General features: G+C 43.1%; 10 protein-coding genes and 1 tRNA gene. 2 read left to right on the top strand and 9 right to left on the bottom strand.

All coding sequences use genetic code 11. The annotated features are described in order from the left end of the window. Window positions 1-233: 233 nt before the first annotated feature. The 3 genes from asd to OCV65_RS12855 all read right to left on the bottom strand — a co-directional run bounded on the left by asd (window position 234) and on the right by OCV65_RS12855 (window position 3,486). Window positions 234-1,319 (bottom strand): aspartate-semialdehyde dehydrogenase, encoded by a 1,086-nt coding sequence (asd, locus tag OCV65_RS12865; protein WP_118383539.1) that lies wholly within the window; start codon window positions 1,317-1,319, stop codon window positions 234-236. A gap of 23 nt (window positions 1,320-1,342) precedes the next feature. Beyond that, window positions 1,343-2,728 carry an argininosuccinate lyase gene (argH, locus tag OCV65_RS12860; protein WP_118383538.1) on the bottom strand — a complete coding sequence of 462 codons (1,386 nt, stop codon included), beginning with the start codon at window positions 2,726-2,728 and terminating at the stop codon, window positions 1,343-1,345. Between the two features lie 119 nt (window positions 2,729-2,847). Further along, complete coding sequence (locus tag OCV65_RS12855; RefSeq protein WP_262582392.1) at window positions 2,848-3,486, bottom strand: epoxyqueuosine reductase QueH; 639 nt, start codon at window positions 3,484-3,486, stop codon at window positions 2,848-2,850. A 142-nt stretch (window positions 3,487-3,628) separates the two neighbouring features. On the opposite strand from OCV65_RS12855, the gene OCV65_RS12850 reads away from it, so the two are divergent. Then, window positions 3,629-4,408, top strand: a complete 780-nt coding sequence (locus tag OCV65_RS12850; protein ID WP_262582389.1) for an ABC transporter ATP-binding protein — start codon at window positions 3,629-3,631, stop codon at window positions 4,406-4,408. Further along, window positions 4,401-5,204 carry an ABC transporter permease gene (locus OCV65_RS12845; RefSeq protein WP_262582387.1) on the top strand — a complete coding sequence of 268 codons (804 nt, stop codon included), beginning with the start codon at window positions 4,401-4,403 and terminating at the stop codon, window positions 5,202-5,204. The genes OCV65_RS12850 and OCV65_RS12845 overlap by 8 nt, the downstream gene beginning before the upstream one ends. A gap of 2 nt (window positions 5,205-5,206) precedes the next feature. Here OCV65_RS12845 and OCV65_RS12840 read toward each other — a convergent pair whose 3' ends face one another. The 6 genes from OCV65_RS12840 to OCV65_RS12815 all read right to left on the bottom strand — a co-directional run. Then, on the bottom strand, window positions 5,207-5,455 hold the full coding sequence (locus OCV65_RS12840; protein WP_262582385.1) for a hypothetical protein: 249 nt from the start codon (window positions 5,453-5,455) through the stop codon (window positions 5,207-5,209). Window positions 5,456-5,520: 65 nt separating this feature from the next. Then, window positions 5,521-5,593 (bottom strand) — tRNA-Thr (locus OCV65_RS12835). A gap of 68 nt (window positions 5,594-5,661) precedes the next feature. After that, window positions 5,662-6,528: a mechanosensitive ion channel family protein gene (locus OCV65_RS12830; protein ID WP_262582383.1), complete on the bottom strand. Its 867-nt coding sequence runs from the start codon at window positions 6,526-6,528 to the stop codon at window positions 5,662-5,664. A gap of 12 nt (window positions 6,529-6,540) precedes the next feature. Next, window positions 6,541-7,386, bottom strand: a complete 846-nt coding sequence (pgeF, locus tag OCV65_RS12825) for a peptidoglycan editing factor PgeF (RefSeq protein WP_262582382.1) — start codon at window positions 7,384-7,386, stop codon at window positions 6,541-6,543. Between the two features lie 12 nt (window positions 7,387-7,398). Continuing rightward, on the bottom strand, window positions 7,399-7,785 hold the full coding sequence (locus tag OCV65_RS12820) for a YraN family protein (protein ID WP_262582381.1): 387 nt from the start codon (window positions 7,783-7,785) through the stop codon (window positions 7,399-7,401). 63 nt (window positions 7,786-7,848) lie between these two features. Then, on the bottom strand, window positions 7,849-8,469 hold a 621-nt coding region (locus tag OCV65_RS12815; RefSeq protein ID WP_317258823.1), incomplete at its 5' end, for a ribonuclease HII.

The raw sequence follows: 8,469 nt of genomic DNA, 5'->3' as shown, positions 1-8,469 counted from the left end.
CTTCGCCGTCGGGGTGATTACCCTACGCATTACCTGAGGTTCATGTCAAGGCTGGCGGACGGCTTAGAAAACCTATAACGTGGTAACGTCAATCCCACGAAAAAAATGATTGACCCCAAAAAAATACCCCCTTTCAGGAAACAAGTTTTTATTATTTTACTTGTCTACCTAAAAGGGAGCATATCAATCCACGGGAGTTCTTCTTGTATATGCCAGGTTTCTGATCCCTGCCCTTATTTCTTTGTAATATATCCTTTTGCTGTCAATGTTTCAGCGCAAAGCACTGCTCCACCTGCAGCACCACGTACGGTATTATGTGACAGTCCGATGAATTTGAAATCATACATGCTGTCTTCTCTCAGACGTCCGATCGATACACCCATACCATGTTCGTAATCTACATCCAGTTTAACCTGTGGACGATTATCTTCTTCCAGATACTGAATAAACTGCTTTGGAGCACTTGGAAGTTCTGCTTCCTGTGGGAATCCCTTGAAATCGCGGAGTGCCTGAATCAGCTGTTCCTTCGTTGGTTTCTTCTCAAAATTAATAAATACAGCTGCTGTATGTCCATTCAATACTGGTACACGGATACACTGGCAGGTGATCTTTGGCAATTCTGCCTTTACAATCTGACCATTTTCAACTTTACCAAGTACACGCAATGGCTCCTGTTCGCTCTTTTCTTCCTCTCCACCGATGTAAGGAATAATGTTCTCTACCATCTCCGGCCAGTCACGGAATGTCTTTCCTGCTCCTGAGATTGCCTGGTATGTAGTAACTACCAGTTCTTTTGGTCCAAATTCTTTCCATGCAGCAAGGCAAGGAGCATAGCTCTGGATAGAACAGTTTGGTTTAACAGCAATAAATCCGCGTTTGGTTCCAAGACGCTCTTTCTGAGCTGCAATAACCTCAAAATGCTCCGGATTAATCTCCGGTACTACCATCGGTACGTCCGGTGTCCATCTGTGGGCACTGTTGTTAGATACAACCGGTGTCTCTGTCTTCGCGTACTCTTCCTCGATCGCGCGAATCTCATCTTTAGTCATATCCACTGCACTAAATACAAAATCAACGGTAGATGCCACTTTCTCTACTTCATTGACATTCAGTACAATCAGTTTCTTAACTGCTTCCGGCATCGGAGTATCCATCTTCCAACGTCCTCCGACCGCCTCTTCATAAGTCTTGCCTGCTGATCTCGGGCTCGCAGCTACCGTTACTACTTCAAACCACGGATGATTATCAAGCAGTGTGATAAATCTCTGACCTACCATACCAGTTGCACCCAAAATACCTACTTTTAACTTTTCATCCATTGCCTTTTCCTCCTGTCTCATTCTTATTTATCATATTCTCTGATATACTGTTTGTAAATCTGAATCACCTGTTCCATAGCAGCTTTACCAGGTGCTCCAGTTGTCAGACGTTTATTTACACAGGTTTCCATGCTGATCGCGTCATAAATATCTTCTTCAAATACCGGAGAAATTGCTTTGTACTCTTCCAATGACATATCATCCAATGCAATATTCTTCTCAATACAGTAAAGGACGAGCTGACCTACAATGCCATGTGCATCACGGAACGGAACACCGTGATTTACCAGGTAATCTGCCGCATCTGTAGCATTCGTAAAACCATTCTTGGCACTTGCATGCATATTATCTTTTTTAAACTGCATGGTACTCAACATACCGGTAAAGAGTGCAATACATCCTTTGGCTGTATCAATGGCATCAAAACTCATCTCTTTATCTTCCTGCATATCTTTATTATAAGCAAGCGGAATACCTTTCATCGTAGTAAGCAGAGATGTAAGCGCGCCATAAACACGTCCTGTCTTACCCCTTACAAGTTCTGCGATATCCGGATTCTTCTTCTGCGGCATAATACTGCTTCCGGTACTGTAAGCATCATCGATCTCTACAAACTGATATTCATTAGAATTCCAGATGATCACTTCCTCACAGAAACGCGAAAGATGCATCATGACAATAGATAAAGCCGAAAGGAGCTCCAACAGATAATCCCTGTCAGATACGCCGTCCATACTATTCAGTGTCGGTCCGTCAAAGCCAAGAAGCTTTGCAGTATAATCACGATCCAGTGGGTAAGTGGTGCCTGCAAGAGCTCCTGAGCCAAGCGGGCAGGTATTCATTCGCTTGCTGATATCACGCATACGTTCGTGATCTCGCTTAAACATCTCAAAATATGCGCCCATATGATGCGCAAGTGTGATCGGCTGTGCTTTCTGCAGGTGTGTAAATCCAGGCATAATCGTCTCCGTATTCTCCTGCATGATTCCCAGAATCGTTCGTAAAAGCGTCTTTAACAACTGATCGATCTGAGCAATTTCATCTCTGGTGTACAGCTTCATATCAAGTGCCACCTGATCATTACGGCTTCTTCCGGTATGCAGCTTTTTGCCCGCATCTCCGATCCGGTCGATCAGATTCGCTTCCACAAAGCTGTGAATGTCTTCGTATTTATCTGTAATCTCAAGTTTACCCTTCTCCACATCATCGAGGATTCCTTCCAGTCCTTCAATGATCTGCTGTTTCTCTGTCTCAGTCAGAATCTCCTGCTTGGCAAGCATCATCACATGTGCGATACTTCCACGGATATCCTGCGCATACAGTTTTTTATCAAATGAAATAGAAGCGTTAAAATTGTAAACAAGTTGATCCGTCTCTTTTGTAAAACGTCCGCCCCATAATTGTGCCATTGGTATCCCTCTTTCTATATCATGTTTTCTCTTTTGAAATATTCAGTTACATATTTTAGCATACAATCAGAACCTTGAAAAGTCCCTCATCTGACTTTTTATGCATTTCTGATGCATATCTATGCTTTTTCTGCATTCTGTCGCCGTCTCTCTTCCGCTTCATTCCAGGAATAAACGCATCCACAATAGTCCTGCCGATACAGTCCGTATTCCTTCGACAACTCAACAGAACGCTTATATCCGTTCTTTTTCTTGAAGTCTGACAGTAGATATTTTACACCATATTCTTCCGCCAGCTTGCTTCCGATCTCATTCAACTTCTGAGCATTCTTCATCGGGCTGATACTGAGTGTTGTGGTAAAATATTCATAGCCACCGTCTCTTGCAAGCTCTGCCGCCTCTCTTAAGCGAAGTTCGTAACAGCGCATACAACGTTCTCCACCCTCCCTGGCATCTTCCAGCCCTTTCGCCATATCATAGAATCTATCCTTGTCGTATTCTCCCGCCACAAAACTGATCTTATGCTTTGCAGGAAGTTCATCAATCAACCTCTGCTGTTCAATAATACGCTTGGAATATTCAGATTCCGGGTAAATGTTGGGATTATAATAAAAGACTGTGATTTCAAAATACTGGCTCAGATATTCCAGCACATAACTGCTGCAGGGTGCACAGCAGCTATGCAGCAAAAGTGTTGGCACCCGTTCTTCTTTTTCCAGCTTTACGATCAGCTTATCCAGTTCTTTCTGATAGTTCATTTCAGACATCTCCTTTGTCCGTATCTGTATAAATACTGTTACCTTATGTTTATTCAGTATATGGCATTTCTCTTACCGTCGCAAGAACTCTTTTCTTACATTTTCATAAAATGAACCAGAACATCTTTTTTTAGGAGGCTATATGGGAAAGCATACTGATCGGATTCTGGAATTAAAATCTATCTATTATTCCTATCATAATACCGACGGCGAAACTCCTGCCATCACAGATCTTTCATTTTCGGTAAATGAAAGTGAGTTCATTGCCATCGTCGGACCTTCCGGCTGTGGCAAATCCACCTTACTCTCCCTCATTTCAGGGCTGATCGCACCTGAAAAAGGTCTGATTAAAATCAATGGGAGATCTTTGCGGGAAAGTGCTGCAAATATCGGCTATATGCTCCAGCACGACCAGCTCTTTGAATGGCGGACCATCTACCATAATGTACTTTTAGGTCTTGAGATCCAGCATACGCTCTCTGCCCGAACCAGGGAAAAAGCCCATGAGCTATTAGATACTTATGGATTAAAGCAATTCGAAAATTCCAGACCATCTGAACTCTCCGGTGGTATGCGGCAGCGGGCAGCCCTGGTGCGCACCCTTATTCTGGAACCTGATATTCTGCTTCTTGATGAACCGTTTTCTGCACTGGACTATCAGACCAGACTGCGTGTAGGCGATGACATTGGACAGATTCTGAAAAGAGAAAAGAAAACGGCTATTCTGGTGACTCATGATCTGTCAGAAGCAATTTCACTGGCAGACAGAATCATTATCTTAACTTCAAGACCTGCCACTGTCCAACAGACTGTCCCACTGATTTTTAATCTGGAAGACGATACTCCATTAAACAGAAGAAATGCACAGGAATTTAAAAATTACTTTTCACTGATATGGAAGGAGCTGAATAGCGATGCATGAATTATCTGCAGCACAGCGAAAATATCTTCATATACAAAAAAGACACAGACGCGTCGTCCGTGTATCCAGAATCCTGATCCTGTTCAGTTTTTTATCCGTATGGGAATTCACTGCTAACACCGGAATCATCGACTCCTTTATCTTCAGCTGTCCCTCACGGATTGTTCTCTGCTTTCGCGAATTGATGGTGGATGGTGTCATTTTCCATCATATAGGAATCACACTCTACGAAACCATCGTAAGCTTTTTGCTTGTCATTCTGATCAGTATCTTAATGGCGGTACTTCTCTGGACGTTCCGCCATTTATCTGAAATACTTGATCCCTATATGGTCGTACTGAACAGTCTGCCTAAGTCTGCCCTGGCACCGCTCCTCATCGTATGGCTGGGTGCCAATCGCACTACGATCATCGTAGCCGGAATGTCTGTTGCGATCTTCGGCAGCATACTAAGTCTGTACACCAGCTTTATCTCTGTAGATCCGGAGAAGATCAAACTGATCTACACACTTCACGGCACAAAATTCCATGCTCTTACCAAAGTTGTTCTGCCTGCTTCTCTTCCGGCTATCATCAACATTATGAAAGTTAATATCGGTCTCTGTCTTGTGGGCGTGATCATCGGAGAATTTCTGGCAGCCAGAAGCGGTCTGGGTTATTTGATCATCTACTCAAGCCAGGTATTCAAAATGGATCATCTGCTGATGAGCATCTGCCTCCTGTGCCTGATGGCAATGCTTCTGTATGCACTGATCAATGCTTTAGAAAAATGGTACCTCACCCGTCAGCACCGATAACACTATAACTGATTTAACACCCCAAGAATCTCTTCCATCCCTTCATCATTGAATGGATACACAGATTCTTTCTTTTCCGCTTTCGATACATCATAGCATTCCGGACCCTCCCAGATTGTCAGTTTGAACCGGGAACCCTCAGCTTCAGTATCAAATTTTTCAATTCGATAATTGTATTTTCCTTTGCTGCCGTTGAATTTGGACTTTTTATAAAATGCTAACGGAAACAGCATTTGTCTCGTAATCTTCATATCGTATTCTCCTTTTGTAAATCCGGTAATACAAAAGGCTGCGCAATGCGCAGCCCCTACATATAAGCTGGAAATCGGACTTGAACCGACGACCCCTTCATTACGAGTGAAGTGCTCTACCAACTGAGCCATTCCAGCAGATGTGATCTGCCATAAGCAGTCACAACTAATATTATATCTGATTTGTGAAAATTTGCAAGTCTTTTTTAATTGGATTCCTGAATCCGTACATTCATCTGACGATACGGAATCACAATACTTTCCCTGTCAAATGTCAGCTTGATCTCTTCCAGCATATCCCAGCGCACATTCCAGTAATCTTCTGTACTTACCCAACATCGCATTCCAAGAATCACTCCGTCATCACCAAGTTCATCTACAAAGATTCTGTGTTCTTTATCCTGCATGATTCTTGACTCCTTTCGGATCAGATCTGCCAACACTGCTTTTGCTTTCAAAAGATCAGATTCATAGGAAATCGATACCTTCAGTTCCAGTTTACGCTCATCCATATGGGTAACATTAGTTAAACTGTTATTAGTCAGCATACCATTTGGAATAACAACAGTACGGTTATCGACCGTTAATAATTTGGTATAAAAGAGCTGAATTTCCTTTACTGTTCCTTCATCACCGTGATTATCTTCAATAATATAATCGCCTACCACAAATGGTTTCAAAAGCAGAATCAGAATACCACCGGCAAAGTTGGACAAACTTCCCTGCACAGCCAGACCTACTGCAACACCTGCAGATGCGATCAACGCTGCAACCGATGCGGTATCAAATCCAAATTTCGTTGCAATGGTAAACAGCAGTATTCCATACAACATAAACTTTAATAATGAATCCACAAAAGTTTCCACACCTTTGTCTACATTGGATTTTTCCAGCATTTTGCGTACCAGCTTTCGGATCCATTTGATCATGATTCTTCCAAGAAAGAAAAATATCAGTGCAAGTACGATCTCTATAGCAAAACTGATCAGATTCGGAATGTGATCCTGCAGATATTGAATAAAAACATTCACATCTTCTGCCGCTTCATTGGTCGTTTCTATTACTTCATCCATACTTCCGTCTCCTTACTCCACTTTTGTCTCTTCTTTTAATGCAAGAAATGCACTGAGGTTACCTCGTTTTCCTTTGGTATAGCGATGCGAGAATAACAGCTCGTGATTACAGCAGGTACACACATTCGTCACCGCCATATGTTCTGCTTTTACACCTGCATCCAACAGATTGATCTCATTGGCACGCCAGAGATCCAGCTGATACTTTCCATTCTCTTTGCGATAGAATAATGAATCCCAGTCTGTTTCTTTATAATTTGCCCGAAATTCATCAACGACATCCTCGCTGACTTCATAACATTCCTGGCAGATAGACGGGCCTACAACCGAGCGGATGTCCACCGGATCACATCCAAATGTCTCCTGCATTTTCCGAACCGTCGCAATAGCCATCTTATGAACTGTGCCGCGCCATCCAGAATGACTCAGCCCGATAACACGTTTTACCGGATCCACAAAATATAAAGGCACACAGTCTGCATAGAAGGTCACCAGACAAAGCCCCGGCACATTGGTGATCATACCATCCGTCTCCGGCATCGTCTCACCATAGTTCGCCTCATCCACTACCGCCACATTGGTAGTGTGTGTCTGATTCGTATATACCATTTTGCGTTCTTCCACACCAATTGCCGCCGCAAGTCTTCTGCGATTCTCATTTACCGCCTCCGGATCATCCCCTCTGGTGGTACTGATATTCATCGTAGCACAATCTCCCTTGCTGACACCGCCAAGCTTTGTTGAAAATCCCTGTTTCACAATTCCAGTCTCTTCCAACAATGGACTTACCAGCAGTGGAACGCCTGCTGATTCTGTCAGATTCCATATGGATTTATCATTTGCATACTTTATCTTCATATGTTCTAGTCCCTACCCTTTATAATCAAATGCATTCCGGTACAGCCGAATCTCATCATCGGCTTCTCCCAGAATGCCTACTACATCAAATCTGCAAGGACATCCCCACACACCATTTACCGTCATGTAATAAAGTGCACATCTGGAGATGACCTGCTGTTTCCTTATATGAACCGCTTCCGACGGCATACCTTTTCTGCGGTCTGTGCGGTACTTCACCTCACAGAATACCAGATATTCCCCATCTCTGGCAATAATATCAATCTCACCCTGTCTGCAGCGATAATTATACTGCAGAATCTGATAGCCCTGTTGCTCAAGATATTTTCCTGCAACCTGCTCGTATCTGGCACCCACAGAACGTTGATTCTTCTTGTTATACTGCTTTCGCTTTTGCATCGGTATAAGTGTTTGCTCTCATATTCTGTAAATCCCTCAATTACAACATCTATGACTCTGCTATTATATGTATTTATGGATAAAACTCATCCGGTGGATCGGTGTCGGTCCAAACTTCTTTAATCCCTCAATATGTGCTTTGGTACCATAACCCTTATTGGATGCAAAATCGTATCCCGGAAATACTTTTTCATACTCAACCATCAATCGGTCTCTTGTCACCTTTGCAAGAATACTTGCTGCCGCAATGGATACACTCTTAGCGTCTCCTTTAATGATCGGTATCTGCATAATCTCAATTTCCGGTATAGTAACAGCATCATTTAACAACAGATCCGGCTGTACTGACAGATTGCTGATCGCCATACGCATCGCTTCGTACGTTGCCTGCAGAATATTGATCTCGTCAATCCTTGCCGGACTTGCCATACCGATTCCCGTAGCAACTGCCTCTTTCAGAATCACTTCATACAACTCTTCCCTCTTCTTTTCTGATAATTTCTTCGAATCATTAAGATACAGAATCGGATGATCCTTTGGTAATATGACAGCTCCGGCAACAACCGGGCCTGCAAATGGTCCGCGTCCCACCTCATCAATACCGCATATTGCCTGATGATCACTGTATTCTTTCTCAAATACACTCATAGCTTCTGTGCGGGCAATTTCTTTTTCCAGCTTTTC

The sequence above is a fragment of the Dorea ammoniilytica genome, from assembly GCF_025567415.1.
GTDB lineage: Bacteria > Bacillota > Clostridia > Lachnospirales > Lachnospiraceae > Claveliimonas > Claveliimonas ammoniilytica.
Note: the sequence above shows the minus strand (reverse complement) of the source record. Positions and strands in the feature narration are given on the sequence as shown.

Coding starts and splice junctions, on each gene's coding strand:
- OCV65_RS12840 (WP_262582385.1), bottom strand. CDS start 5,455: ATGAAGATTACGAGACAAATGCTGTTTCCGTTAGCATTTTATAAAAAG.
- pgeF (WP_262582382.1), bottom strand. CDS start 7,386: ATGAAGATAAAGTATGCAAATGATAAATCCATATGGAATCTGACAGAA.
- argH (WP_118383538.1), bottom strand. CDS start 2,728: ATGGCACAATTATGGGGCGGACGTTTTACAAAAGAGACGGATCAACTT.
- asd (WP_118383539.1), bottom strand. CDS start 1,319: ATGGATGAAAAGTTAAAAGTAGGTATTTTGGGTGCAACTGGTATGGTA.
- OCV65_RS12845 (WP_262582387.1), top strand. CDS start 4,401: ATGCATGAATTATCTGCAGCACAGCGAAAATATCTTCATATACAAAAA.
- OCV65_RS12820 (WP_262582381.1), bottom strand. CDS start 7,785: ATGCAAAAGCGAAAGCAGTATAACAAGAAGAATCAACGTTCTGTGGGT.
- OCV65_RS12830 (WP_262582383.1), bottom strand. CDS start 6,528: ATGGATGAAGTAATAGAAACGACCAATGAAGCGGCAGAAGATGTGAAT.
- OCV65_RS12855 (WP_262582392.1), bottom strand. CDS start 3,486: ATGAACTATCAGAAAGAACTGGATAAGCTGATCGTAAAGCTGGAAAAA.
- OCV65_RS12850 (WP_262582389.1), top strand. CDS start 3,629: ATGGGAAAGCATACTGATCGGATTCTGGAATTAAAATCTATCTATTAT.